20 protein-coding genes are annotated in these 23,740 nt (G+C 73.9%); 13 read left to right on the top strand and 7 right to left on the bottom strand.

Features of this window, described 5'->3' with window-relative positions:
* Positions 1-99 precede the first annotated feature (99 nt).
* The 4 genes from ACFY8W_RS32040 (at position 100) to ACFY8W_RS32025 (ending at position 4,629) form a co-directional block, all read left to right on the top strand.
* Complete coding sequence (locus tag ACFY8W_RS32040) at positions 100-1,299, top strand: betaine/proline/choline family ABC transporter ATP-binding protein (RefSeq protein WP_391112887.1); 1,200 nt, start codon at positions 100-102, stop codon at positions 1,297-1,299.
* On the top strand, positions 1,292-3,100 hold the full coding sequence (locus ACFY8W_RS32035) for a glycine betaine ABC transporter substrate-binding protein (RefSeq protein ID WP_391112884.1): 1,809 nt from the start codon (positions 1,292-1,294) through the stop codon (positions 3,098-3,100). Before ACFY8W_RS32040 ends, ACFY8W_RS32035 begins: the two co-directional genes overlap by 8 nt.
* Positions 3,101-3,304: 204 nt before the next feature.
* The gene (locus ACFY8W_RS32030) at positions 3,305-3,856 is read left to right on the top strand and encodes a cupin domain-containing protein (protein WP_391112881.1); all 552 of its coding nucleotides are present in this window, start codon (positions 3,305-3,307) and stop codon (positions 3,854-3,856) included.
* Between the two features lie 32 nt (positions 3,857-3,888).
* Positions 3,889-4,629, top strand: coding sequence for a helical backbone metal receptor (locus ACFY8W_RS32025; RefSeq protein ID WP_391113361.1), 741 nt, complete (start codon positions 3,889-3,891; stop codon positions 4,627-4,629).
* On the opposite strand, the gene ACFY8W_RS32020 is transcribed toward ACFY8W_RS32025, so the two are convergent.
* Positions 4,556-5,713 (bottom strand): TDT family transporter, encoded by a 1,158-nt coding sequence (locus ACFY8W_RS32020; protein WP_391112878.1) that lies wholly within the window; start codon positions 5,711-5,713, stop codon positions 4,556-4,558. The genes ACFY8W_RS32025 and ACFY8W_RS32020 overlap by 74 nt on opposite strands.
* A 70-nt stretch (positions 5,714-5,783) precedes the next feature.
* Here ACFY8W_RS32020 and ACFY8W_RS32015 point away from each other — a divergent pair, with 70 nt between their 5' ends.
* A complete protein-coding gene (locus ACFY8W_RS32015; RefSeq protein ID WP_391112875.1) occupies positions 5,784-6,716 on the top strand; it encodes a LysR substrate-binding domain-containing protein in 933 nt (310 codons plus the stop codon).
* 266 nt (positions 6,717-6,982) lie between these two features.
* Here the strand turns inward: ACFY8W_RS32015 and ACFY8W_RS32010 are convergent, their stop codons facing one another.
* A complete protein-coding gene (locus tag ACFY8W_RS32010) occupies positions 6,983-8,602 on the bottom strand; it encodes an amidohydrolase family protein (RefSeq protein WP_391112871.1) in 1,620 nt (539 codons plus the stop codon).
* Positions 8,603-8,620: 18 nt separating this feature from the next.
* Positions 8,621-9,283: a TetR family transcriptional regulator gene (locus ACFY8W_RS32005; protein ID WP_391112868.1), complete on the bottom strand. Its 663-nt coding sequence runs from the start codon at positions 9,281-9,283 to the stop codon at positions 8,621-8,623.
* Positions 9,284-9,354: 71 nt separating this feature from the next.
* Between ACFY8W_RS32005 and ACFY8W_RS32000 the strand changes: the two genes are divergently transcribed.
* Positions 9,355-10,776: a cytosine permease gene (locus ACFY8W_RS32000; protein WP_391112865.1), complete on the top strand. Its 1,422-nt coding sequence runs from the start codon at positions 9,355-9,357 to the stop codon at positions 10,774-10,776.
* Here the strand turns inward: ACFY8W_RS32000 and ACFY8W_RS31995 are convergent.
* The 3 genes from ACFY8W_RS31995 to ACFY8W_RS31985 all read right to left on the bottom strand — a co-directional run bounded on the left by ACFY8W_RS31995 (position 10,766) and on the right by ACFY8W_RS31985 (position 13,792).
* Positions 10,766-11,449 (bottom strand): gamma-glutamyl-gamma-aminobutyrate hydrolase family protein, encoded by a 684-nt coding sequence (locus ACFY8W_RS31995; RefSeq protein ID WP_391112861.1) that lies wholly within the window; start codon positions 11,447-11,449, stop codon positions 10,766-10,768. The two genes, ACFY8W_RS32000 and ACFY8W_RS31995, sit on opposite strands and share 11 nt — an antisense overlap.
* A 30-nt stretch (positions 11,450-11,479) precedes the next feature.
* Positions 11,480-12,928 carry an ethanolamine permease gene (gene eat, locus ACFY8W_RS31990; RefSeq protein ID WP_391112858.1) on the bottom strand — a complete coding sequence of 483 codons (1,449 nt, stop codon included), beginning with the start codon at positions 12,926-12,928 and terminating at the stop codon, positions 11,480-11,482.
* Positions 12,929-13,063: 135 nt separating this feature from the next.
* Positions 13,064-13,792: an FCD domain-containing protein gene (locus tag ACFY8W_RS31985; protein ID WP_391112855.1), complete on the bottom strand. Its 729-nt coding sequence runs from the start codon at positions 13,790-13,792 to the stop codon at positions 13,064-13,066.
* A gap of 78 nt (positions 13,793-13,870) precedes the next feature.
* On the opposite strand from ACFY8W_RS31985, the gene ACFY8W_RS31980 reads away from it, so the two are divergent.
* From ACFY8W_RS31980 to ACFY8W_RS31965, 4 genes are all read left to right on the top strand, one after another.
* The gene (locus ACFY8W_RS31980; protein ID WP_391112852.1) at positions 13,871-15,235 is read left to right on the top strand and encodes a glutamine synthetase family protein; all 1,365 of its coding nucleotides are present in this window, start codon (positions 13,871-13,873) and stop codon (positions 15,233-15,235) included.
* A gap of 8 nt (positions 15,236-15,243) precedes the next feature.
* Entirely contained in the window at positions 15,244-16,617 is a 1,374-nt protein-coding gene (locus ACFY8W_RS31975; RefSeq protein ID WP_391112849.1) for an aldehyde dehydrogenase family protein, read from the top strand.
* 5 nt (positions 16,618-16,622) lie between these two features.
* A complete protein-coding gene (locus ACFY8W_RS31970) occupies positions 16,623-17,408 on the top strand; it encodes a 3-oxoacyl-ACP reductase (RefSeq protein WP_391112846.1) in 786 nt (261 codons plus the stop codon).
* Positions 17,409-17,512: 104 nt separating this feature from the next.
* Positions 17,513-18,769 (top strand): haloacid dehalogenase-like hydrolase, encoded by a 1,257-nt coding sequence (locus ACFY8W_RS31965; RefSeq protein WP_391112843.1) that lies wholly within the window; start codon positions 17,513-17,515, stop codon positions 18,767-18,769.
* A gap of 12 nt (positions 18,770-18,781) precedes the next feature.
* Here the strand turns inward: ACFY8W_RS31965 and ACFY8W_RS31960 are convergent, their stop codons facing one another.
* Positions 18,782-19,984: an alanine racemase gene (locus ACFY8W_RS31960; protein WP_391112840.1), complete on the bottom strand. Its 1,203-nt coding sequence runs from the start codon at positions 19,982-19,984 to the stop codon at positions 18,782-18,784.
* A gap of 480 nt (positions 19,985-20,464) precedes the next feature.
* Here ACFY8W_RS31960 and ACFY8W_RS31955 point away from each other — a divergent pair, with 480 nt between their 5' ends.
* From ACFY8W_RS31955 to ACFY8W_RS31945, 3 genes are read left to right on the top strand one after another with little or no spacing between them, the layout of a single operon-like run.
* Entirely contained in the window at positions 20,465-21,733 is a 1,269-nt protein-coding gene (locus ACFY8W_RS31955) for a hypothetical protein (protein ID WP_391112836.1), read from the top strand.
* Entirely contained in the window at positions 21,730-22,929 is a 1,200-nt protein-coding gene (gene mycP / locus ACFY8W_RS31950) for a type VII secretion-associated serine protease mycosin (protein WP_391112833.1), read from the top strand. The genes ACFY8W_RS31955 and mycP overlap by 4 nt, the downstream gene beginning before the upstream one ends.
* Before the next feature lie 53 nt (positions 22,930-22,982).
* The gene (locus ACFY8W_RS31945) at positions 22,983-23,717 is read left to right on the top strand and encodes an SseB family protein (RefSeq protein WP_391112830.1); all 735 of its coding nucleotides are present in this window, start codon (positions 22,983-22,985) and stop codon (positions 23,715-23,717) included.
* The last annotated feature ends 23 nt before the right edge of the window (positions 23,718-23,740 follow it).

Below are 23,740 nucleotides of genomic sequence, written 5' to 3'. Positions count from 1 at the left end.
CCCGTGCGTGACGGGCGCGCGGGCAGATCCCGCCCCGCTCCACGGCCCGGCTGCTGCGGGGGTGGCGGGCCGTTTTTCGTTGCTACCCGTGAGGTGTATGTGTCCAGGCTCCAGGCCGACCATCTGTACAAGGTGTTCGGCAGACGACCCGACGAAGCCGTCCGCAAGCTCGCCGAAACCGGCGCCGACCGGGACGCCCTGCGTGCCGACGGCACCACGGCGGCCGTGATCGACGCGTCCTTCACCGTCGACCCCGGCCAGATCTTCGTCGTCATGGGTCTGTCCGGATCCGGCAAGTCCACCCTGCTGCGGATGCTCAACGGTCTGCTCACCCCCACCGCGGGCCGGGTCCTCTTCGACGGCCGCGACCTCACCGCGCTCTCCGACCGCGAGCTGCGCGACGTCCGGTCCAGGAAGATCAGCATGGTCTTCCAGCACTTCGCCCTCTTCCCGCACCGCAGCGTCCTCGAGAACGCCGCGTACGGCCTGGAGGTCCAGGGCGTCCCGCGCGCCGAGCGTGAGAAGCGCGCCGCCGAGGCCCTCGAGCTGTGCGGACTCGCCGGCTGGGAGAAGTCCTGGCCCGACGAGCTCTCCGGCGGCATGCAGCAGCGCGTCGGCCTCGCCCGCGCGCTCGCCACCGACGCCGACCTGCTCCTCATGGACGAGTCGTTCAGCGCGCTCGACCCGCTGATCCGGCGCGACATGCAGGACCAGCTGCTCGTCCTCCAGCAGAAGCTGAAGAAGACCATCGTCTTCATCACCCACGACCTCAACGAGGCCATGCGCCTCGGCGACCGCATCGCCGTCATGCGCGACGGCCGGATCGTCCAGCTCGGCACCGCCGAGGACATCCTGGTCCGCCCCGCCAACGACTACGTCGCCTCCTTCATCCAGGACGTCGACCGCACCCGGGTGCTCACCGCCGCCGCCGTCATGACCGCCGGCACCGTCGAGCCCGGCGACTGCCCGCCCGGCTGCGGCTGCCGGGCCGTCGCGCCCGAGACGCCGCTCGCCGAGCTGTGCACCGTCTCCGCGCGCTCCCTGCATCCCGTGGCCGTCGAGAACGCCGCCGGCGACGTCCTCGGCGTCGTCGCCCAGGACCGCCTCCTCGGCGTCATGGGCGGCCTCGACGCCGACCTCCGCCCCGGCACGCCCGTCGGAGCGAGCGGGACCCTCGCCGGAGCGACCGGCACGCCCGCCGGAGCGCCCAGCGCCGGAGCGTCCGGAGCGACCGGAACGCCCGGAGCGGCCGTCGAACCGGCCGCCGACGGCGAGAAGGAGGTGACCACCCATGCCTAGGCTTCCCCTCGGCCAGTGGGTCGACAACACCGTCGACTGGCTCCAGGCCCAGTTCTCCTGGCTGTTCGACGCCGTCACCAGCGTCGTCACCGGCCTCTACGACGGCATCGACGCCGTCCTGTCCGCGCCCCAGCCGCTGCTCTTCGCCGGCATCCTCGCCGTCGTCGCCTGGTGGCTGCGCGGCCTCACCGCCGGTGTCCTCGCCTTCGTGGGCTTCGCCCTCGTCGACTCCATCGAGCTGTGGGACGACGCCATGTCGACCCTCTCCCTCGTGCTCGTCGCCACCCTCGTCACCCTGGTGATCGCCGTACCGCTCGGCATCTGGGCCGCCCGCTCCAAGACCGTCAGCGCCGTGCTGCGCCCGGTCCTGGACTTCATGCAGACCATGCCGGCGATGGTCTACCTCATCCCCGGCATCATCTTCTTCGGCGTCGGCGTCGTCCCCGGCATCATCGCCACCATCGTCTTCGCCCTGCCGCCCGGCGTGCGGATGACCGAGCTCGGCATCCGCCAGGTCGACGGCGAACTCGTCGAGGCCGCCGAGGCCTTCGGCACCACCCCGCGCAACACGCTGCTGCGCGTCCAGCTGCCGCTCGCGCTGCCCACGATCATGGCCGGCGTCAACCAGGTGATCATGCTCGGCCTGTCCATGGTCGTCATCGCCGGCATGGTCGGCGGCGGCGGACTCGGCGGCGCCGTGTACCGCGCCATCGGCAACGTCGACATCGGCCTCGGCTTCGAGGCCGGCATCTCCATCGTCATCCTCGCCATGTACCTGGACCGGATCACCGGCGCCCTCGGCCGTCAGGTCTCCCCGCTCGGCCGGCGTGCCGCCGCCAAGGCCCACGCCGCGCGGGCCGCCCGCGCCGGCGCGAAGGTCTGGGGCCACCGCCCGCAGCCCGTCACCGCCCTCGTCGGCGTCGTGATCCTCGCGCTCGTCGCCGGCGGCATGGGCTTCCTCGGCGGCAGCGGCGGCTCCTCCACGACCGCCGCCGGCCAGAACACCGGCCACGGCAAGAAGATCAGCCTCGGCTACATCCCCTGGGACGAGGGCATCGCCTCCACCTTCCTCTGGAAGGAGCTCCTGGAGCGCCGCGGGTACGAGGTCGACGCCAAGCAGCTGGAGGCCGGCGCCCTCTACACCGGGCTCGCCGGCGGACAGATCGACTTCCAGACCGACTCCTGGCTGCCCGTCACCCACGCCCAGTACTGGGAGAAGTACCGGAACAAGCTGGAGGACCTCGGCTCCTGGTACGGTCCCACCTCCCTCGAACTCACCGTCCCCTCGTACATGAAGGACGTGAACAGCCTCGCCGACCTCAAGGGCAAGGCCGGGCAGTTCAAGGGCCGGATCGTCGGCATCGAGCCGAGCGCCGGAATGATGGGCATCCTCAAGGACAAGGTCCTCAAGGACTACGGCCTGGAGGGCGAGTACAAGGTCGTCGACGGCTCGACGCCCGGCATGCTGGCCGAACTCAAGCGCGCGTACGACAAGAAGGAGCCGATCGTGGTCACCCTCTGGTCGCCGCACTGGGCCTACTCCGGTTACGACCTGAAGAAGCTCCAGGACCCCAAGGGCAGCTGGGGCAAGGGCGACGGCGTGCACACCCTCGCCCGCAAGGGCTTCGCCGCCGAGAACCCCGAGGTCGGCGCCTGGCTGAAGGGCTTCAAGCTCAGCGAGAAGGAGCTCACCGGCCTCGAGGCCGTCATCCAGGAGACCGGCAAGGGCAAGGAGCAGGAGGCGGTCCGCACCTGGCTCGACCGGAACCCGGGTCTCGCGGAGCGGCTCGCCCCGCAGTAGAGCCCGGCTGGATCTGGACTCGCGAAAGTTCCGAATTCGCTCCGAAAAGGGGTGGTCGCCGAACGTGTTCGGCGACCACCCCTTTTCGCCACGACGCGAAACCCGGGACCAAAGCTGCGTAAGGTTCAGGTAACCGACCAGTACGAGACCACGAACGCCGCGAGTGACACGGGCGACGCGAGCGACACGAGGGAGGTGGCCGACATGGACGACAAGGAGTCACTGCGCGTGGGCGCGGCCGTCAAGAGGCGCCGACGGGCACTCCAGCTCACGCTGGCCGTCGTCGCCCGGCGCAGCGGTCTGTCCGTGCCCTTCCTCAGCCAGGTCGAGAACGAGCGGGCCCGCCCCAGCGACCGCTCCCTCCAGCTGGTCGCCGAGGCCCTGGAGACCACCGCCGCCGAACTCCTCGCCGCGGCCGAGGCGGCGCGCACCGTCGACGTCGTCCGCTCCGACGAGGAGCTGTGGGACATGCCGCCGGGCGTACGGCCGCTGGTCCGCGGCAGGCACCAGCTCCAGGCCCTGGAGTTCACCGGCGAGCAGGACGCCGGACGCGAATTCCTGCACCGCAACGACGAGTTGCTGTACGTCGCCGACGGTGCCGTCGAGGTCGAGGCCGAGGGCCGCGCGTACCGGCTGGGCAGCGGCGACACCCTGTACCTGTCCGGCGGGGTGCGCCACCGGTGGCGGGCCACCGCGCCCGCGACCCGTCTCGTGTTCGTCTCCGTCGCCGACCACATCGAGGCCGAGGAGGGATGAGGACCGTACGTCGGCCTCCGGCGACGCGCGGCATGCGGGTCGTCTCGCTCGTGCCCTCGCTGACGGAGGCGGTCGCCGTCTCCGCGTCCGGTGCTCTCGTCGGCGTCACCGACTGGTGCAGCCACCCCGCCGGCCTCGGCGACTCCGTCGCGCGGATCGGGGGCACCAAGAACCCCGACACCGATGCCGTCGCCCGGCTGCGGCCCGATCTGGTGATCGCCAACGAGGAGGAGAACCGGGGCCAGGACCTGGACGCCCTGCGGGCCGCGGGGCTCGACGTCCTCGTCACCGAGATCCGCACCCTCGACCAGGCCTTCGCCGAGCTCACCCGGGTGCTCGACGCCTGCGGCGTGGTCGGGCGGCCGGAGTGGCTGGACGCCGCCGAGGCCGCGTGGGCCACCGCTGCCGACGCCGTCGCCGGACGCGGCGAGCCCCTCCGCACCGCCGTCGTGCCGATCTGGCGCCGGCCCTGGATGGTGCTCGGGCGCGACACCTTCGCCGGGGACCTGCTCGCCCGCCTCGGCGTACGCAACCTCTACGCCGGGCACCCCGAGCGCTACCCGCGCGTGCCGGTCGAGGAGCTGAACGCCGCCGCGCCCGACCTCGTCGTCCTGCCCGACGAGCCCTACCGCTTCACGCGGGACGACGGCCCCGAGGCGTTCCCCGGGGCCGTCGCCGCGCTCGTCGACGGACGTCACCTCACGTGGTACGGGCCGTCACTGGCCGAGGCTCCGCGGTCACTCGCCCGGGCCCTGCGAGCAGCGAGCCGCTGACCAGGCCGCGCAGGGTGTGGCCGGCCGCGACCAGCCAGGCGGCGACCAGCAGGACGTACAGCCCGACCGCGAGCCAGCGGAAGGCGGCGAGACCGGTGTGCTGGGCCAGGCCCTCGGCGCCCGTCACGCAGGTGCCGACCGGGAAGGTGAAGGCCCAGAAGGTCATCGCGAAGCCCATGCCCCGGCGGCGGGCCCGCACGACGAGCGCACCGGCCAGGGCCAGCCACAGCAGGGCGAAGCCCATGACGGGGACGCCGTAGAGCACGGCGAAGGCGGCGAAGCCGTGGGCGTACGGCTCGGGCAGCACGGCCGACGCGGCGTCGGCGAACTTGTTCGCCGCGGTCGTCGACTGGCCCAGCGGGCCCAGGACCAGGAACAGTGTGGGGGTGAGGGCGAGGGGGAGCGGGCCGTGGGTGACGAGGCGGCCGAAGACCAGGGGCAGCATCACCAGGGTCGCGAGCAGGCTGATGCCGAACATCGCGTAGCAGGCGATCAGGAAGGTCTGCTGGGCCGGTCCGGCGGGAAGGTGGGGCAGGAGCAGGGGCCCGAGCGCCGCCGAGACCATGGGGGCGACGACCGGCAGCAGCCACACGGGAGAGGCGCCCTCGATCCGGTGCCGGGCGACCATCAGGTACGGCACCGCCACGGCGGCCACGAGGCCGATGGCCGTGCCCGCCGTGAACAGCACGGCGTCGACGGCGACCGCGGCGGGCAGGCCGATCCAGTCCCTGCCGACGATCACCGTTCCGCCGCCGACCGCGAGCAGGGCCATGGCGAGGCAGCCGTAGAACGGGGCCATCGCCGGGTCGAGGAGATGGGCGCGGGCCTGGTCGCGGTGGTGGGTCCAGTGCAGGGCGCGGGCGGCGAGCAGCGTCAGCAGCAGCGCGAAGGAGAGGGCCCAGACGGCGGCGCAGGCGGTGCGCAGGCCCGGCACGTCCACCGGGAGGGTGGCTCCCGCGTTGGCGATGATGGCGGTGCCCATCACGGAGGCGTACCAGTTGGGGCCGAGGTGACGGACCGGGGCCCACCGCACGCCGGGGGTGGTGGCGAGGGGGGCCGGACGGGAAGGTGCGAGCGTTGCCATGACTCGACCTTCTCGCGGGCGCAGGGCCCCCACCAGGGGTGATGTGACTATGAGGGCATAAGCTGGCTTTATGAGCAGCGAGCCGAGCGACGTCGTCAGCCTTCTGTCCCACCGGGTGCCCGACCTCGGCGCGCTCGAACTGCTCCTCGCCGTCGCCCGGCACGGCAGCCTCGGCCGGGCCGCACGCGAGGTCGGCATCACCCAGCCCGCGGCGAGCAGCCGCATCCGGTCGATGGAGCGGCAGCTCGGGGTGGCCCTGGTCGACCGGTCGCCCCGCGGGTCCCGGCTGACGGACGCGGGGGCGCTCGTCACGGACTGGGCGCGGCGGATCGTGGAGGCGGCCGAGGCCTTCGACGCGGGCGTCCAGGCGCTGCGGGGGCGGCGGGACTCGCGGCTGCGGGTCGCGGCCTCGATGACGATCGCCGAGTACCTGCTGCCGGGATGGCTGATCGCGCTGCGGGCCGAGCGGCCCGACACCGCCGTGTCGCTCCTCGCGGGGAACTCGACGGTCGTCGCGGAGCGGCTGCTCGGCGGCGAGGCCGATCTCGGGTTCGTGGAGGGGCTGGCCGTGCCGGAGGGGCTGGACGGGGCGGTCATCGCCCATGACCGGCTCGCCGTCGTCGCCGCTCCCTCGCACCCGTGGGCGCGGCGCGGACGGGCGCTCGACCCGGCGGAGCTGGCGGCGACGCCGTTGGTGCTGCGGGAGCGCGGGTCGGGGACGCGCCAGGTGCTGGACGCGGCGCTGGCCGGCTACGGGGGGCTGGCGCAGCCGCTGCTGGAGCTGGCGTCGACGACGGCGGTGAAGGCGGCGGCGGTGAGCGGGGCGGGGCCGGCCGTGCTGAGCGAGCTGGCGGTGGCCGAGGAACTGGCCTCGCGGCGGCTGGTCGCCGTGCCGGTGGCGGGGGTGCTGCTGCGGCGCGATCTGCGGGCGGTGTGGCCGGCGGGGCACCGGCCGACGGGGCCGGCTCGGGATCTGCTGTCGCTGACGCGCAGTGGAGGGTGACCCTGGGGTGTGACCTGGCGCGCCCGTGGGCGGGCAGGCCGCTGCTGCGCGGGGCCGCCGGGGCCCTCGGTGCGCCGGTACGCCCCGGCCGTTGGGGCGGTGGGTGGTCCGCGGGGGCCGTTCCGGGGCCCGTGTCCGGGACTGCCTGATTTACGGCGCGGAGCTGGTCACTCGTGCGGTGAACGGCCTTCTTCCGCGCCACAAATCACGCTTTACGTCCCGGACACGGGCCCCTCCACGGCCCCCGCTCCCGTCCGCCCTCTTCCTCAGGCCGTCTCCTCCGCGCGGTGCGTCACCTTGCCGTCGACCGTCGTCAGCAGGACTCGTACCCCAGGCAGGTCCGCCGCCGGTGTCGTCAGGGGGTTGTCCGCCAGAACCGTGAGGTCCGCGCGGTGGCCCGGGGCCAGGCGGCCCGCCTCGTGTTCCTCGTTCGCCGCGAAGGCCGCGTTGACCGTCATGCCGCGCAGTGCCTCCAGTGGCGTCAGGGCCTGTTCGGGGCCGTGCGGCGGCCGGGTCAGGTCGCGGGTCGGGCGGCGGTGGCGGGCGCCCGCCATGACGGTGAGCGGCGGGAACGGCGCGATCGGCCAGTCCGAGCCCAGGACCACGGTCGCCCCCGAGTCCCACAGGTCGCGGCAGCGCCAGGCGCGGGAGGCGCGCTCCTCGCCGAGCCGGCGGGACCAGTTGTCGGTGTGGTCGGCGCGTGTGAAGTCGCAGCAGTGGGTGGGCTGCATGGAGGCGATGACGCCCAGCTCGGCGAAGCGGTGCAGCGTGTCGTCCGGGACCGTCTCGATGTGCTCGATGCGGTGCCGGACCGTGCTCCGGTGCTTCTCGATCGCGTCCAGGGCGTGGCGTACTGCCGCGTCGCCGATCGCGTGGGTGGCGGTCGGCACTCCGGCGCGGGCGAGCTCGCCGATGACGTGGGTGTAGGCCGCCGGGTCGGGCCAGAAGGCGTGGGTGGACTCGCCGTGGCAGTCGGGGCGCTCCAGCCACGCCGTGCCGTTGTCGATCGTGCCGTCCATGAAGAGCTTGACGCCGTCCACGCGCCACAGGCGGCCGCGTTCGCGTTGCAGGTCGATCAGTTCCCGTATTCCGTCGGCGCCGGTGCCGGGCTGGCACCAGGGCGCTACGCGGAGGCGGAGCGGGAGTCCGCCCGTCTCGTCCAGTTCGGACAGGAGGGCGAGGGAGTCGCCGTTGGCGTCCATGACGTGGGCGCCGGTCAGGCCCGCCGCGGCCATGGCGTACAGGGCCTTGGACAGGCGGTCGCGGCGTTCGGCGTGGGTGGGCCGGGGTGCCACGCGTTCGACCAGTTCACAGGCGGCGTCCTCCTGGAGGAGGCCGGTGGGGCGGCCCCGTTCGTCGCAGACGACCTCGGCGGAGGCCTGGTCGAAGACGCGCGGGCCGTCGACGCCGGCGAGTTCCAGGGCGCGGCGGCTGGCGAGGGCCGAGTGGGCGTCGAAGAGGAGGAGAAAGGCCGGGACGCCGTCGAGGACGGTGTCGAACGGGGCACTGGAGACGGGTTCGTCGCCGAAGACGTTGGGGTCCAGGCCCCAGGCGAAGAGCCAGTCGCCGCGGCCGAGGCGCCGGGTCTGTGACGCGAGCGCGTCGCGGACGCCGTGCAGGTCGGTGCAGTGGGAGAGGTCGAGGCCGTGGGTGAGTTCGGCGCCGGTGACGGGGTGGAGGTGGCCGTCGACCAGGCCGGTGGTCACCACGGCGCCCTTGAGGTCGATCACCTCGGTGTCGCCGGCCGCCAGGGCCCGGATCTCCCCGTCGTCGCCCAGGGCGGCGATCCGTCCGGTCTCGGACACGGCCAGCGCCGTCTCCGGCAGGAAGGTGCCGGTGCCGGGATCGAGCAGCCGGGCGGAGGACAGGACGAGTCGGGTGCGCACACGAGCTCCTGGGAGGGGTCAGTGGGGGAGGAGGGGAGTGGGGAGTGACCGCGCCGCGTGGTCCAGGGTGCCGGTGGGCAGGTTCAGTTCCCGTTCGGCCGTGGTCACGGCCATCCGCCGTACCGCCTCGGGGCGGTTCTCGCGGGCCGTGTTGGCGTGGGCGCCCAGGCCGTCGAGGACGACGAGGATCTGGATCGCGGTCACGTGCGGGTCGGGGGTGCGGAACTCGCCGCTCGTCACGCCGTCGCGGATGAGGCCCTCCAGGCGTTCGTCGTTCGCCAGCTCCTGCTCGTGGACCCGCTCCTGGAGGAGCGGGCGGTAGCGGCTGAGGTGGCGGGCGTTGATCCACAGGCGGCTGATGTCGTCGTAGGCCTCGCCCTGCGAGAGCACGAAGTAGCGCGCGAGGTACTGGGTGGGCGTTCCGTCGGGGCGGTCGGCCGGGAGCAGGGCGTCGAGTTCGCCGGTGGCGGCGGTGCCGAAGGCCTCGGCCACGAGGTTCTCCGCGGACGGGAAGTAGTGGCTGATCAGACCGGGGCGCACGTCGAGCTCCTCGGCGATGCGGCGGAGGGTGACGCACTCCAGTCCCTCGGTGAGGGCGACGGCGGCGGCCGCCTCGACGATCTCCGCCCGGCGTGCCTCGGGGGACTTGCGAACTCGTTTGCGCTGGACGCTTGACGACATGGGGGCGATGCTATTGAGTGTGCGACCAATAAGCAACCAGGTGTGCACGACACGCTCTCCCGGAGGGCCGCATGGCATCCAGCACCCCCGCTTCGAGACCCCGGTCCACCCCGGCTCCCGACAGTGACCGGCCCACTCGGATCGAGTCGCACGGCATCGACCACATCCCCGACGAGGAGCGGTACGGACATCCCCGCGAGCTCTTCGCCATCTGGGCCGCCGCCAACGTCAACTACCTGAGCCTGGTGGTCGGGGGCGCCCTCGTCCTGATGGGCCTCAGCCTCGCCCAGGCGTTCGCGGTGATCGTGGTCGGCAACCTGTTCTGGCTGCTCACGGGCGTGCTCGCGATGTCGGGACCCGCGGCCGGGGCCCCCAGCGAGGTGATCACCCGGGCCATGTACGGCGTGCGCGGCAACCGTGTGAACAACGCCGTGACCGGCTGGATGATCTCCGTCTGCTACTTCGCGCTCAATCTGGCGGCGGCGGCCGGCGCCGCGTTCGCCCTGGTGGAGAAGGCAGGCCTCGACGCCTCGACACCGGTGAAGATCGTCGTCGTCCTCGTCGTCGCGGGGGTCACGCTCACCATCGGCGTGTACGGCCACGGGCTGATCGTGCGGCTCTACCTGCCCATCACCATCGCCCTGACCGCGGTCTTCGGCGTCGTCGCCTACGTCGTCCTGCTGAAGGCGGACTTCGGCTACGTGCCCGACGCCTCGCTGAGCGGCGGGGACCTGTGGGCCACCGTGATCGGGGGCGTCACGCTGATCGCGGCCGGCCCGCTCTCGTACACCACCAGCGCCGACTTCTCGCGCTACCTGCCCCGTACGGCCTCGGCGAAGGCGGTCGTCGGCTGGACCGCCCTGGGCGGATTCCTGCCCAGCGTCGCGGTCTGCTCGCTCGGCGCCCTCGCCGCCACCGTCGTCGACATGACCGATCCGCAGGCCGCGCTCGAGTCGATGCTGCCGGGCTGGTTCGGACCCGTGTTCCTGCTCGCCCTGGTGCTCGGCACCGTCGCGATCAACGCGATGACCGCGTACAGCGCCGGCCTCGCCCTCCAGGCGGTGGGACTGCGGATCCGGCGCTCCCGCAGCGTCCTCGTCGACGGCGCGGTGGCGGTCGCCCTGACGCTGTACGCGCTGCTGGTCTCCAACTTCCTGGACACCGTCAGCAACGTCCTCCAGCTGACCGTCGTCCTGCTCGGTCCGGCCATGACCGTGTACGCGGTCGACATCTGGCTGCGCCGCAACCGGTACGACGGCGCCGCCCTCATGGACGAGAGCCCGGCGAGCCCCTTCTGGTACGCGGCCGGGGTCCACCCCGCCGGTGCCGTCGCGGTGCTCGGCGGCGGTGCCGTGGCGGCGCTGTGCGTCGACACCGCCTACACCGGCCCCATCGCCCGGGCCCTCGGCGGTGTCGACCTCGCGATGCCCGTGGGCATGCTCCTCGCCGGACTGCTGTACGCCCTGCTGACGCGCCGGCGGATCAGCGCCTGACGGCCGCCGCCACGAGGGCCCGCATCACGCGCAGGTCCTCGCCCATCTCCGGGTGCCACTGGACGCCCAGCGCCCAGGCGGGGGAGGGGAGTTCGATCGCCTCGACCGTGCCGTCCGCGGCATGGGCCGAGGCGACGAGGTCCTTGCCGAGGACCTCGACGCACTGGTGGTGGTACGTGGGGACGTCGGTCCGCTCCGGGACCAGGGTGGCGTAGCGGGTGCCGGGCACCGGCGAGACCGGGTGGCTGCCCATCACGCCGACCGCCTCCGTGTGGCCGTCCAGGTGCTGGACGAGGGTGCCGCCGAGGGCCACGTTCAGGAGCTGCATGCCGCGGCAGATGCCGAGCAGCGGCACCCCCGCGTCCAGGGCCGCCCCGATCAGGGCCAGCTCCCAGGCGTCCCGGGCCCGGGCGGGCGGGCCGGTACGCGGGTCGGGCTCGGCCCCGTACCGTACCGGCTCGACGTCCGCACCGCCCGCGATCACGAGCCCGTCCAGGCGCGCCACCGTCTCCGCCGCCACGGAAGGATCGTCCGGGGGCAGCATGGCCGGAAGGCCGCCGCTCCGCTGGACCAGCCGGGGGTACGCGGCCGGGAGCAGCGCCGCGGGCAGCTCCCACACGCCCCAGCGGGCCTGGTCCAGATAGGTCGTCACACCGATGAGCGGCTTGGGCACGGGGTCCTCCGGGTCGGGAAGCAGGGTCGGTCAGCGTTCGAGTTCCGCCTCGGCCGCGGCGAGCGCCGCGAACTCCTCCTCGGGCGCGCTCGCCACCAGGTGACGGCGACTGTAGAACGCGAAGTAGGCCAGCGCGATCACGTAGACGCCGAGTGCGATGAACGCCGCGTCCTTGTCCACCAGGAAGGTCGCCACGAGGGCCGAGAGGGCGAGGACGAAGGCGGTCGAGGACGTCACGACGCCGCCCGGAGTGCGGTACGGGCGGGCCAGGCCCGGCTCGCGGCGGCGCAGCACGATGTGGGAGAGCGCCATCAGGGCGTACGAGATGGTGGCGCCGAACACCGCGATGTTCAGCATCCGCGCCCCGTTCCCGGTGCCCGCGGCGAGCGCGAACCCGATGGCGCCGGGGATCAGCAGACCCAGGTAGGGCGACTTGCGGCGGCTGGTGAGCGAGAGGAAGCGCGGCAGGTAGCCGGCCCGGGACAGCGCGAACAGCTGGCGCGAGCCCGCGTAGATGAGGGAGAAGAACGAGGCGACCAGGCCCGCGAGGCCCGCGTAGTTGACGAAACGGCTGAGCGCCGTGGGCTCCCCGTCGCCCTGCAGCGCCACCACCAGCGGGTTTCCGGCCTCCTGGACGGCCGCCGACCCGCGGGCGCCGGTCGCCGCGAAGAAGGTCACCACGGCGAGGACCACCAGGATGCCCATGGACAGGGCGAGCGCCCGCGGCATGGAACGCACCGGGTCCTTGGCCTCCTCGGCGGCCAGCGGCACGCCCTCGACGCCCAGGAAGAACCACATGCCGAACGGGAACGCCGCCCAGATGCCCAGCAGGCCGAACGGCAGCCAGGAGTTGGCGCCGGTGGCGGTCGGGTCGACCGGGATGTCGTTCAGGCCGTCCACGTGGAAGTCGCTGAGCGCGCCGAGCGCGAAGACGAGCAGCGCGGCGACGGCGACGGCGGTGACGATCAGGCTGAAGCGCAGCGCCTCGCCCACGCCCCACAGGTGGATGCCGATGAAGAGCGCGAAGCAGACCAGATAGACCGGCCAGCCCGATTCCAGGCCGAACAGGCCCAGGGACTCGACGTAGTCGCCGATGAAGATGGAGATGGCGGCCGGCGCGAGCACGTACTCGATGAGGATCGCGGTGCCGGTGAGGAAGCCGCCCCAGGTCCCGAGCGCGCGCCGGGCGAAGCCGTAGCCGCCGCCGGCGGTGGGCAGGATCGCGGACAGCTCGGCGAGCGAGAAGACCAGACAGGCGTACATCGCGCCCATGAGGACCGTCGCGATCGCCAGACCGCCGAAGCCGCCCTTGGACAGGCCGATGTTCCAGCCGGAGAAGTCGCCGGAGACGACGTACGCGACGCCGAGCCCGGTCAGCAGCAGCCAGCCCGCGCTGCCGCGGCGCAGGGTGCGCCGCTCCAGGTAGTCGTCGGGGGCGTGGGTGTTTCCTGTGGTGCCTGAGGTGTCTTCCAGCGTCATGGCAGCGCTCAGCTCCCCGCTACGGGCCCAATGGATTGGTGCCATACCTTTGCGGCCGTCGGGCGGAGAGCGCAAGTCCCCTGCGTTACTTTCGGGTTACGCGCGGCCCCGGGACGCGCCCGCCGGCCCGGCCCCTCAGGTGAGGAAGCCGCGCAGCAGCGCCGCCGTGCCCGCGCAGTGCTCCCGCATCACCTCGCGCGCCGCGTCCGCGTCCCCCTCGAGCACCGCCTCCACCAGCGCCGTGTGCTGGTGCTGCGAGTGCTCCAGGTTGCGGACCAGGAGCGGGATGCAGTCCAGGAGGTCGTTGACCGTCGCCCGCACCGCCGCGTACTGCGCGGTCAGCGTCGGCGAGCCGGACAGCTCGGCGAGCGTCAGGTGCAGCAGGGTGTCCTGGCGCCGGTAGTCGCCGAGCGGCGCGTCGTGCGTCGCCGCCAGCGCCGCCCGCAGCCGCTCCGCGCCCTCCTCGTCCAGGCCGTGCGCCGCGCACAGGCCGGCCGCGCCGACCTCCAGGACCTCGCGGAAGCGCAGCGTGTCCTCCATGTCGACGGCCGCGATCCGGCGGCGCAGCTCCGCCTCGTCTGCGGTCTGCGGGCGCTGCAGCACGAACGTTCCGCCGTACCGTCCGCGCCTGCTCTCCACCAGGCCCTGCTCCTGCAGCACCTTCAGGACCTCGCGCAGCGTGACCCGGCTGATGCCCATCCGGTCGGCGAGCTCCCGCTCGGCCGGCAGCCGCTCCCCGCCCGGCACCAGGCCCAGCCGCACGACCTGGAGGATCTGCTCCAGGGCCTCCTCGAAACCGTTGCCCGCGCGCACCGGCCGCAGCACGGGCGTCAGCCGGTCCGCCGATTCACTCGTACTGGCCACCTCGTCGTTTCCCCTTCCCAAGCAATGGTTCTTCGCAATACCTTATGGCTCCCGGCAGGCCGAAGGAGGAGTAATCCCGTGGCAGACCGCACACCCCCGCTCACCGTCGACGAGCTCCGCGCGCTCGTCGCGAGCGGCGAGATCGACACCGTCGTCCTGGCCTTCCCCGACATGCAGGGCCGGCTCCAGGGCAAGCGGTTCGCCGCACCGTTCTTCCTCGACGAGGTGCTCGACCACGGCACCGAGGGCTGCAACTATCTTCTGGCCGTCGACACCGAGATGAACACCGTCGACGGCTACGAGATGTCCTCCTGGGACCGCGGCTACGGCGACTTCGCCATGCGCCCCGACCTCTCCACCCTGCGCCGCGTCCCCTGGAACGAGGGCACCGCCATGGTGACGGCCGACCTCGTCTGGAACGACGGCGGCCCCGTCGTCGCCGCCCCGCGCCAGATCCTGCGCCACCAGCTCGACCGGCTCGCCGCCCACGGCTACACCGCCCACGTCGGCACCGAGCTCGAGTTCATCGTCTTCAAGGACACCTACGAACAGGCCTGGGACGCGGGCTACCGCGGGCTGACCCCGGCGAACCAGTACAACATCGACTACTCGGTGCTCGGCACCGGCCGCGTCGAGCCCCTGCTGCGCCGCATCCGCAACGAGATGGCCGCCGCCGGGCTCACCGTCGAGTCCGCCAAGGGCGAGTGCAACCCCGGCCAGCACGAGATCGCCTTCAAGTACGACGAGGCCCTGATCACCTGCGACCAGCACGCGGTCTACAAGACCGGCGCCAAGGAGATCGCCGCCCAGGAGGGCTGCTCGCTCACCTTCATGGCCAAGTACAACGAGCGCGAGGGCAACTCCTGTCACATCCACCTGTCCCTCCAGAACGGTGACGGCGTGAACGTGATGGCCGGAGACGGACCCGACGGGATGTCGGACGTCATGCGGCACTTCCTCGCCGGACAGCTCGCCGCCCTCAGGGACTTCTCCCTGCTGTACGCGCCCAACATCAACTCCTACAAGCGCTTCCAGCCCGGCTCCTTCGCGCCCACCGCCGTCGCCTGGGGCCACGACAACCGGACCTGCGCGCTGCGGATCGTCGGCCACGGCCGCTCCATGCGCTTCGAGAACCGGGTGCCCGGCGGCGACGTCAACCCGTACCTCGCCGTCGCCGCCCTCGTCGCCGCCGGCCTGTACGGCATCGAGCAGCGCCTCGAACTCCCGCCCGCCTGCACCGGGAACGCCTACACCGCCGACTACGCGCACGTCCCCACCACCCTCCGCGAGGCCGCCGAACTCTGGGAGAACAGCGAGATCGCCAAGGCCGCCTTCGGCGCCGAGGTCGTCGCCCACTACCGCAACATGGCCCGCGTCGAGCTCGACGCGTACGACGCCGCCGTCACCGACTGGGAACTGCGCCGCTCCTTCGAACGCATGTGAGGAAAGACTTGCCGCACGAACTGCACGTCCTCAACCCGGCGACCGAGGAGCTCGTCGCCACCGTCCCCGCCGCGACCCCGGCCGACGTCGACGCCGCCGTCGCACGGGCCGCGGGCGCCCAGCGGGCCTGGGCCGCGCTCGCACCCGCCGACCGGGCCCGCGCGCTGCGCCGCTTCGCCGCCGTGGTCGACGCCCACGTCGAGGAACTCGCCCTCCTGGAGGTCCGCGAGGCCGGCCACACCCTCGGCAACGCCCGCTGGGAGGCCGGCAACGTCCGCGACCTGCTCGACTACGCGGCCGGGGGAGCCGAGCGCCTCAACGGCCGGCAGATCCCGGTCCCCGGCGGCCTCGACATCACCATCCTCGAACCCCTCGGCGTCGTCGGCGTCATCGCGCCCTGGAACTTCCCCATGCCGATCGCCGCCTGGGCCACCGCACCCGCCCTCGCCGCCGGCAACGCCGTGGTACTCAAGCCCGCCGAGACCACCCCGCTCACCGCGCTGCGCCTCGCCGAACTCGCCCTGGAAGCCGGACTTCCCGAGCACCTCTTCCAGGTCCTGCCCGGCGAGGGCCCGGTCGCCGGCGCCGCGCTCGTCGACCACCCCGGCGTCGCCAAGGTCGTCTTCACCGGCTCCACCCGGGTCGGCAAGCAGATCATGGCCAAGGCCGCCGACCAGGTGAAGCGGGTCACCCTCGAACTCGGCGGCAAGAGCCCCAACATCGTCTTCGCCGACGCGGACCTGGAGGCGGCCGCCGCCGCCGCGCCGATGGCCTTCCTCGACAACAGCGGCCAGGACTGCTGCGCCCGCACCCGCATCCTCGTCCAGCGTCCGGTCTACGACCGGTTCCTGGAGCTCCTCACCCCCGCCATCGAGGAGATCGTCGTCGGCGACCCGCTGGACGAGCGCACCCAGATGGGCCCGCTCATCTCCCGCGCCCAGCTCGACCGCGTACGGGCGTACGTGACGGACGCCGCCGAGCACGCGGAAGCCATCCGCGGCAAGGCACCCGAAGGCCCCGGCTTCTGGTTCCCGCCGACCCTCCTCACCGGCGTCCCCGAGGACGCGCCCTGCGCCGTCGAGGAGATCTTCGGGCCCGTCGCCGTCGTCCTGCCCTTCGAGGACGAGGCCGACGCGATCCGGCTCGCCAACGCCACCCCGTACGGCCTCTCCGGCTCCATCTGGACCCGCGACATCGGCCGCGCGCTGCGCGCCTCGCGCGCCGTCCGGGCCGGCAACCTCTCCGTCAACTCCCACTCCAGCGTCCGCTACTGGACCCCGTTCGGCGGCTTCGGCCAGTCCGGCCTCGGCCGGGAGCTGGGCCCCGACGCCCTGACCGCCTTCACCGAAACCAAGAACGTCTTCATCAGCACGGAGGCCTGAACCGCATGACTACTGAAGCCAACATCTGCCGCCGGCTCGTCGGCCGCACCGCCGTCATCACCGGCGCCGGCAGCGGCATCGGCCTCGCCACCGCCCGCCGCCTCGCCTCCGAGGGCGCCAACGTGGTCTGCGGCGACATCGACGAGCAGGCCGGCAAGGCCGCCGCCGAGGAGATCGGCGGCACCTTCGTCAAGGTCGACGTCACGGACCCTGAGGACGTCGAGAACCTCTTCAAGGCCGCCTTCGACACCTACGGCTCCGTCGACATCGCCTTCAACAACGCCGGCATCTCGCCGCCCGACGACGACTCCATCCTGGAGACCGGCCTGGAGGCCTGGAAGCGCGTCCAGGACGTCAACCTGACCTCCGTCTACCTGTGCTGCAAGGCCGCCCTGCCGTACATGCGGCGCCAGGGCAAGGGCTCCATCATCAACACCGCGTCCTTCGTCGCCATCATGGGCGCGGCCACCAGCCAGATCTCGTACACCGCCTCCAAGGGCGGCGTGCTCGCCATGTCCCGCGAGCTCGGCGTGCAGTTCGCGAGGGAGGGCATCCGGGTGAACGCCCTGTGCCCCGGCCCGGTCAACACCCCGCTCCTCCAGGAGCTGTTCGCCAAGGACCCGGAGCGCGCCGCGCGCCGCCTGGTGCACATCCCCGTCGGCCGGTTCGCCGAGGCCGAGGAGATCGCCGCCGCGGTCGCGTTCCTCGCGAGCGACGACTCCTCGTTCGTCAACGCCACCGACTTCCTCGTCGACGGCGGCATCTCCGGCGCGTACGTGACGCCGCTGTAGGACGCCGCTGCGGACCTCACCACCGCCGCCCCCTACCCACCCCCACCCCACGCAGCCGGGCGTCGCAAGGCGCCCGGCTGTCGTGCGTAAAGAGAGGTGTGATCATGAACAGCACGTTCCGCACGTACGCCGCCGCGGCCGCCCTCGCCGTCGCCGCGACCGCGCTCCTCCCGGCGCCCGGCGCCACGGCCAGGCCCGCCGCCTGCCCGACGCTCAACGTCTCCGAGGGCTGGTACGGCGACAACCAGGCCCGCATCGAGCGCCTGATGGCCGACCACTGTCAGGACAAGGGCGCCAGGGCGAAGAAGCCCCTCGCCGTCTTCGACTGGGACAACACGGTCATCAAGAACGACGTCGGCGACGCCACCCTCTACTGGCTGCTGCGCAACGACCGCATCCGGCCCCCGCGCCACGGCGACTGGACCACCACCAGCCGCTGGCTCACCCCCGAGGCCGCCACCGCCCTCGGCAGCGCCTGCCCCACGGGCGGACGCACCCTGCCGACCTCCACCGACACGCGCTGCGCCGACGAGATCCTCGCCGTGTACGGAAAGGGCGCCACGAGCACGGGCAGGACCGCGTTCGCCGGCCACGACCACCGCCGCATGGAACCCCAGTACGCCTGGCTCGCCCAGCTCCTGCGCGGCTGGACCGGCCGCGAGGTCCGGTCCTTCGCCGCCGCCGCCCGCGCCGAGAACCTCGCCGCACCGCAGGGCGCCACCCAGCAGGTCGGCACCGCCCGGGTCACCGGCTGGGTGCGCTACTACGAGCAGCAGCGCGACCTGATCCGCGCCCTCCGGGACGCGGGCTTCGACGTGTGGATCGTCTCCGCCTCGCCCGAGCCCGTCGTGGACGTCTGGGCCGAGGGCGTCGGCATCGACCCCTCCCACACCCTCGGCATCCGCAACACCACCGAGCACGGCCGCCTCACCAGCCACCTCCAGGGCTGCGGCAGCGTCCGCGACGGCGAGGACCGGATGATCACCTACATCGACGGCAAGCGCTGCTGGATCAACCAGGAGATCCTCGGCGTCCACGGCGCCGCCGCCGAGCGCGTCCAGCCGGCCGACCGCCGCCAGGTCCTCGCCGCCGGCGACTCCGACACCGACGTCTCCTTCCTGCGCGACGCCACCGGCCTCCGGCTCGTCCTCAACCGCAACAAGAACGAGCTGATGTGCCGGGCCTACGACAACCGCGACGGCCGATGGATCGTCAACCCCATGTTCATCGAGCCGAAGCAGCGCAGGACCACCCCCTACCCCTGCGCCACCACCGGGTACACCACCGCCGACGGCACCGCCGGGCCGGTCCGGCGCGCCGACGGCAGCGTCGTACCGGACCAGCAGGACTCCGTCTTCTAGACGGGAGACCGTCTAGAGGAAGGTCCGCCCCTCACCCCGGTACGTCGGGACGGCGGCCGTCACCCGGTCGCCCTCCACCAGGTGCAGCGTGTCGAAGCGCTCGCACAGCTCGCCCGCCTTCGCGTGGCGGAACCAGACCTTGTCGCCGATGCGGAGGTCGTCGGCGGGCGAGCCGAGCAGCGGGGTCTGGACCTCGCCCGGACCCTCCTGCGGGTCGTAGCGCAGACCCTCCGGCAGGTACGGGACGGGGAGCCGGTCCCGCCCGGCGACGCCCGACGCGGGATAGCCGCCGCCGAGGACCGTCACCACGCCCACGCCGGGGCGGCGCACGACGGGCAGGGCGAAGAGCGCGGAGGGGCGCCCGGAGAACGAGGTGTAGTCGTCGAAGAGCCGCGGTACGTACAGCCCCGAGCCCGCCGCGATCTCCGTCACCGCGTCCTCGGCAGCGGTGTGCTGCACGCTGCCCGTGCCGCCGCCGTTCACGAACTCGAGCTCCGGCGCCACCGCGCGCACCGCACGGACCACCGCCGCCCGGCGCGCCGCCAGCTCCTTGCGGGCCGCCGACTGCATCAGCCGGATCGCCCGCGAGCGCAGCGGCCGGCCGGCGACCGCGTCCCCGACGCCGGCCACGTGACCCTCGTAGGCCATCAGGCCCACCAGCCGGAAACCGGGCCGCCGGGCGACCGAACGGGCGAGATCGGCCAGCTCCGCGGGCTCGTGGAGCGGTGAGCGCCGGGCCCCGATCCGCACCCGGCCGCCCAGCAGGTGCAGCGAGGTGTCCAGCTCCAGACAGATCCGGATCTCCTCCGTGCCGCCCGCCCGAGAGGCCTCGATCAGGTCGAGCTGGGCCACGTCGTCGACCATCACCGTCACGGCACCCGCCAGCTTCGCGTCACCCGCGAGCTCGGCGAACCCGCCCCGGTCGGCCGACGGATAGGCCAGCAGCACGTCCTCGACCCCGGCCCTGGCCAGCCACAGCGACTCGGCGAGGGTGAAGGACATCACGCCCGCGAACCCGTCCCGCGCCAGCACCCGCTCCAGGAGCGCCCGGCACCGCACCGACTTGCTCGCGACCCGTACCGGCTTGCCCCCGGCCCTGCGGACCAGATCGTCGGCGTTCGCGTCGAAGGCCTCGAGATCGACGACCGCGAGGGGCGCGTCGAGGTGGGCGGTGGCCCGGTCGTACCGGGCGCGGTCGGCGGCACGGGGAGTCATGGGCCGAGCTTGCCAGACGGGTTTACGGGTGGGTAGCCCCTGGGTTCCCGCACCAGGGGGAACAGACCGTAGAGTGGCGGCCATTGCTTTCACGGAACGACCAGGGGGACGGGGATGAGCACCGAGCCGCAGCGCCCGATGTCCCGCATCACCGAAGCCCTCCTCCCGCCGGAGCCCGCCACGCCACCGCCGCACCGCCCGCTCTCGGCACCCGCCGGGCCCCGCGCGGACCACGCGGCCCCGGCGGCACCGGACGCCCCGACGCCGCCCGCGCCGCGGACGTCTTCCCCGGCCGCCGGCACCCCGCGACCGGACGCCCCCACGCCGTCCGCGCCCGGACCCAGGGCGACCTACCCTGCCGCGGGCTCCGCGCGGCCGGGTGCCTCGGCGTCGTCCGCGCCCGCACCCCGGACGCCTTCCCCGGCCGTCGCCAGCCCGCGACCGGACGCCCCGACGCCGTCCACGCCCCCTGGGCTCGCGGTGTCCTCCCCGACGCCGGAGCGCCCCGCGCTCCGTGAGCCCGCGCCGGCGCCGGAGCGCCCCGTCTCCCGCATCACCGAGGCGCTGCTGCCCCCGGAGCCTCCGGCGCCGGCGGCTCCCGTCGCTTCCGCGCCCCCGGCGTCCCCGCAGGCCCGTCCCGCCGGTGACGGTCGGCCTCGCCGGGTCGCACAGCCGCTGCCGCCCGAGCAGCCGGCCCCGTCCGCGCGGCCCGTGCGGCCGGCCCCGGGGGCCGAGGCGCCCACCGAGACCACCACCCGGCTCCGGCCCGTACGGGACGACCGGCAGGGCCCCGTCGGCGCCGCCCCGCGCCAGGGCACGCCTGCGCACCCCGCTCCGGCCCGGCCCGCCGGCCCCGGGGCGGTGCGGGGCGGCCATCCCACGCCCGCCGGTCCGCCGGGCGGCGCCCCGCGCCCCGCTCCGGCGTACGCGTACGACCCGTGGGCCCTGCGCGGCGGCGCGCCCGCCGAGACCCCCGTCGAGACCACCACCCGGCTCCGGCCGATCAGGGAACGCGGCACCGGCCGGGTCGTCGCGGCCGCGGTCTGTGCCGTGCTCGCCCTCGGGCTCGTCGGCGGCGCCCTCACCGGCGCCGTGCTCGCCGGTACCGGCGCCGGCGAACCCGCCGAACCGCCCGGCTTCAGCCGCGCCCGCGCGCTCTGGCACGACGCCCCGGTCGACACCCTCTTCCCGCGCACCCTCTCCGGCCCCGACGCCGGTCCCGGCGGCGCGACGCGCACCTGGAGCCGGATCGTCGTCGCCCCCGACGCGCCCTGCACGCCCACCGCCCTGCCCCGGGCCCTCCACACCGCCCTGGGCGCCGTCGGCTGCGACCGGGTGCTGCGCGCCACCTACACCGACGCCACCTCCTCCCACGTCGTCACCGTGGCCCTCGTCTTCACCCAGGCCGATCCCGCCACCATGCGCACCCTGGGCTCCCGCGCCGCCGACGAACCGGCCCCCGCCCTCTCCGCGCCCGGCACCGTCGCCGCCCGCTTCGGCGACCGCCAGCGGGCCAGCTGGTGGCGGCACGTCCTGCCCGACCTGCCCGTGGTCGTCACCGCCGTCTCCGGCTTCGCCGACGGCCGGGTCGTCGCCGAGCCCGAGGCCGCGGAGCGCGCCATGAAGCCCAAGCGCACGACCGCCGTCGCCCAGGCCGGCCTCGGCCACGAGGCCAAGGGCGCCGCCGAGGCCGTGGAACGAGCCCTGCGCGCGACCGTCGCCGCCGCCGTCGAGGAGGACAAGCGGTGACCCTCCGCCCGGCCGTCCGCCGTACCGCCCGCCTCGCCCCGCGCCGAGCCGCCGTCGCGCTCCTCGCCGCCGCCTTCGCCGTCCTGCCGGCGACCACCACGCCCGCGTACGCCGACACCATCCGCGCCCGTCAGTGGGGACTCGAAGCCCTGCACACCGGCAAGGCCTGGCAGACCACGCGCGGGGAGGGCGTCACCGTCGCCGTCCTCGACACCGGCGTCGACGCGAGCCACCCCGACCTCGAAGGCTCGGTCCTGCCCGGCACCGACCTCGTCGGCTTCGGCGCCGAGCGCGGCGACCGCGCCTGGGCCAGGCACGGCACCGCCATGGCCGGCATCATCGCCGGACACGGCCACGGCCCGGGCGGCCAGGACGGCGTCCTCGGCATCGCCCCGAAGGTCCGCGTGCTGCCCGTCCGCGTCATCCTCGAAGGCACCGACAAGGCCCGGGACAAGGCCCGCAAGACCCGGGGCACCGCACTCGCGGAAGGCATCCGCTGGGCCGCCGACCACGGCGCCGACGTCATCAACCTCTCCCTCGGCGACGACTCCGAGTCGGCCCACCCGGACGCGGGCGAGGACGCCGCCGTCCAGTACGCCCTCGCCAAGGGCGTCTCCGTCGTGGCCTCCGCGGGCAACGGGGGCGACAAGGGCGACCACATCTCGTACCCCGCCGCCTACCCCGGGGTCATCGCCGTCGCCGCCGTCGACCGTTACGGCACCCACGCCTCCTTCTCCACCAGCCGCTGGTACGCCACGGTCAGTGCCCCCGGCGTCGACATCGTCATCGCCGACCCCGACCGCCGCTACTACGAGGGCTGGGGCACCAGCGCGGCCGCCGCCTTCGTCTCCGGCGCCGTCGCGCTCGTCCGCTCCGCCCACCCCGACCTCACCCCCGCCCAGATCAAGCAGCTGCTCGTCGACACCGCGCGCAGCCGGCCCAAGGGCGGGCGCAGCGACGACAAGGGTTACGGCACGGTCGACCCCGCCGCCGCGATCAAGGCCGGCGGCAAGCTGAAGGGCGCCGACCCGAAGACCGCCGTCGCGGGCTGGACGGGGCGCTACTTCGGCCCCGGCCCGCAGCCCGCCGCGGAGGAGTCGCACCCCGTCGGCATCCTCGCGCCGCTCGCGGGCGGGGCCGGCGTCGTCCTCCTGGCCGCCGCGGTGGCCCTCTGGCGCGGCGGCCGCACCCGCTGAGGTCCGGTCGGCCCTGGTCATCCGGCCCGGAAGGCGGCGGTTAGGCTCGGGGCGTGGCGCTCAAGAACATCCCCGACCCCGGTTTCTCCTCCGACGACGGCTCCGCCGACCCGCGGCTCGCCGCGGCCCTCGCGGCCTGGGCGGAGGACCGAACCGCCCACGGGCCGGTCCTGGAGGCGCTGCGCGGCGCCCGGCTGCTCGTCCCCGTCGTCGCCGTCCTCGGCGAGGTGGAGATCGACCCGGAGACCGGGCTCAAGCAGGAGAAGACCAGCGACATGGCGGTGCCGACGCTGACCGCAGGTGACCGCCGGGCGCTGCCCGCGTTCACCTCGATGGCCTCGCTGCACCTGTGGGACCCGGCCGCCCGGCCCGTCGCCGTCCCGCTGCAGCAGGCGCTCGCGGCCCTCGTCCACGAGAAGGCCGACACCTTGGTCCTGGACCTGGCCGGCCCGGTGGCGTACCAGGTGACCGGCTCCGCGCTGCTCGCGCTCGCCGAGGGCCGCAGCAGTGCGGACCCGCTGGACGACCCCGCGGTGCGGGACGCGGTCCGGGCCGCCGTCGCCGCCGAGCCGACGGTGCTCCGCGCCCACCTGGGCCCCGGCGCCGCCGACGGCACCCTGGCGCTGGTCCTCGCGGAGGACGCGGACCCGGCGGAGGCCGCCCGGCGCGTGGCCCGCGCGCTGGCCGCCGACGAAACACTGAGGGCCCGCCTGGTGCGCGGCCTCGACCTGGCACTGCTGCCGGCCTCGGCGACGCCTCCCGGCGAGCCCTTCTACGTAAGGAACTGATTCCGCCCCGGCCCTGTCGGGCC

The organism is Streptomyces sp. NPDC012637, from assembly GCF_042954805.1.
GTDB lineage: Bacteria > Actinomycetota > Actinomycetes > Streptomycetales > Streptomycetaceae > Streptomyces.
The sequence above is the reverse complement of the archived record's forward strand: the minus strand, read 5'-3'. Positions and strand labels throughout refer to the sequence as shown.

Coding starts and splice junctions, on each gene's coding strand:
- ACFY8W_RS32035 (WP_391112884.1), top strand. CDS start 1,292: ATGCCTAGGCTTCCCCTCGGCCAGTGGGTCGACAACACCGTCGACTGG.
- ACFY8W_RS32030 (WP_391112881.1), top strand. CDS start 3,305: ATGGACGACAAGGAGTCACTGCGCGTGGGCGCGGCCGTCAAGAGGCGC.
- ACFY8W_RS32025 (WP_391113361.1), top strand. CDS start 3,889: ATGCGGGTCGTCTCGCTCGTGCCCTCGCTGACGGAGGCGGTCGCCGTC.
- ACFY8W_RS32020 (WP_391112878.1), bottom strand. CDS start 5,713: ATGGCAACGCTCGCACCTTCCCGTCCGGCCCCCCTCGCCACCACCCCC.
- ACFY8W_RS32015 (WP_391112875.1), top strand. CDS start 5,784: ATGAGCAGCGAGCCGAGCGACGTCGTCAGCCTTCTGTCCCACCGGGTG.
- ACFY8W_RS32005 (WP_391112868.1), bottom strand. CDS start 9,283: ATGTCGTCAAGCGTCCAGCGCAAACGAGTTCGCAAGTCCCCCGAGGCA.
- ACFY8W_RS32000 (WP_391112865.1), top strand. CDS start 9,355: ATGGCATCCAGCACCCCCGCTTCGAGACCCCGGTCCACCCCGGCTCCC.
- eat (WP_391112858.1), bottom strand. CDS start 12,928: ATGACGCTGGAAGACACCTCAGGCACCACAGGAAACACCCACGCCCCC.
- ACFY8W_RS31970 (WP_391112846.1), top strand. CDS start 16,623: ATGACTACTGAAGCCAACATCTGCCGCCGGCTCGTCGGCCGCACCGCC.
- ACFY8W_RS31965 (WP_391112843.1), top strand. CDS start 17,513: ATGAACAGCACGTTCCGCACGTACGCCGCCGCGGCCGCCCTCGCCGTC.
- ACFY8W_RS31960 (WP_391112840.1), bottom strand. CDS start 19,984: ATGACTCCCCGTGCCGCCGACCGCGCCCGGTACGACCGGGCCACCGCC.